Genomic DNA, 1,039 nt, shown 5'->3' on the forward strand with positions numbered 1-1,039 from the left:
TGAGTGATTTTAATAGTACTAACAATGTAATCGTAAAAATTAAATATTTAGCTGAATAAGATGGACTTAAAAACAGTTTTAGAAAAAATAGATTTTGTTAATAGATATAAGGAAATATGCGAAAATCATAATGATTTTGATGGTAGAGATAAAAATGTAGAAAAAAAAAATCAAAAGAAAATTTTAGACACATTTAACTATAAGTATAAATATTTTTCGAATGGTAGTTTTTATCAAATAAAGGAACAAGAAAACAATATTACTTTTCAGCTACACTTTGTACTGAAAAGAGGAATAGTTGAATCACTTATATATATATAGATGAGGAATTCATAGAACCAAATGGTAGACTAGATTTTTTACCGGAGAAATTAGGCATTCCATTTGAAAGACATAAGTACAATTTGTTTTTTTATTCTAGTGAAGAAGAACTAAGAGAAATCTTAGCTGATTTATTTTCTATTTATGAAGATTTTAAAACTGAAGTATTAAAGCAAAGTAAATAAATACAAACCACAACACGGTATATAAAAAATAGCAGTCAAGTACTAACTACAAAGTTTGTGCCTTTCTGCTATCTTTATTGTTAAACTAAAAGAACAGTATTTGTAAATCTGCTACTTTTCATATACCCAAACCGCCGTTAGCAATAATTTTGAAAAAAATGAGAGATTGGATAAGAAGAATTCTTGGAATTGACACATTAGATAAAACTATAAATGAAAGTAATTCTACAACACAAACGAAATTAGAGAACATTTCAAAACTATTGGAAACGAAAAATAATGAAATAGTAGCTCCTCTAATTGAACCAATATCTGAAATACAATTAAGCAATAAATCTGGCTCAATAGATTTTAAATTAGATAACAGTTTTAAACTTGACGAAAATTGGGCATTACTTAATTCAACAAATAAAACTGAAAATTTCTTTTCTCAAGCAAGTGGAGCTTCAGCAATCGCAGCAACAACTGCATATTCTACAACTGGATTATACACAGCAACAGCAAGCGCAAATAGTTTAATGACTTATGGAAAT

The 1,039-nt window shown here is 26.9% G+C and carries 2 protein-coding genes; both read left to right on the plus strand.

Annotated elements, in window-relative coordinates; translation table 11 throughout:
• Positions 1-60: 60 nt before the first annotated feature.
• Positions 61-321: a hypothetical protein gene (locus OU788_RS12405; RefSeq protein WP_274635448.1), complete on the plus strand. Its 261-nt coding sequence runs from the start codon at positions 61-63 to the stop codon at positions 319-321.
• Between the two features lie 343 nt (positions 322-664).
• Positions 665-1,039, plus strand: a 375-nt coding sequence (locus tag OU788_RS12410) for a hypothetical protein (protein WP_274635449.1), incomplete at its 3' end; no start/stop codon positions are given.

This window comes from Tenacibaculum sp. L6 (assembly GCF_028823685.1).
In the GTDB taxonomy this organism is placed as follows: domain Bacteria; phylum Bacteroidota; class Bacteroidia; order Flavobacteriales; family Flavobacteriaceae; genus Polaribacter.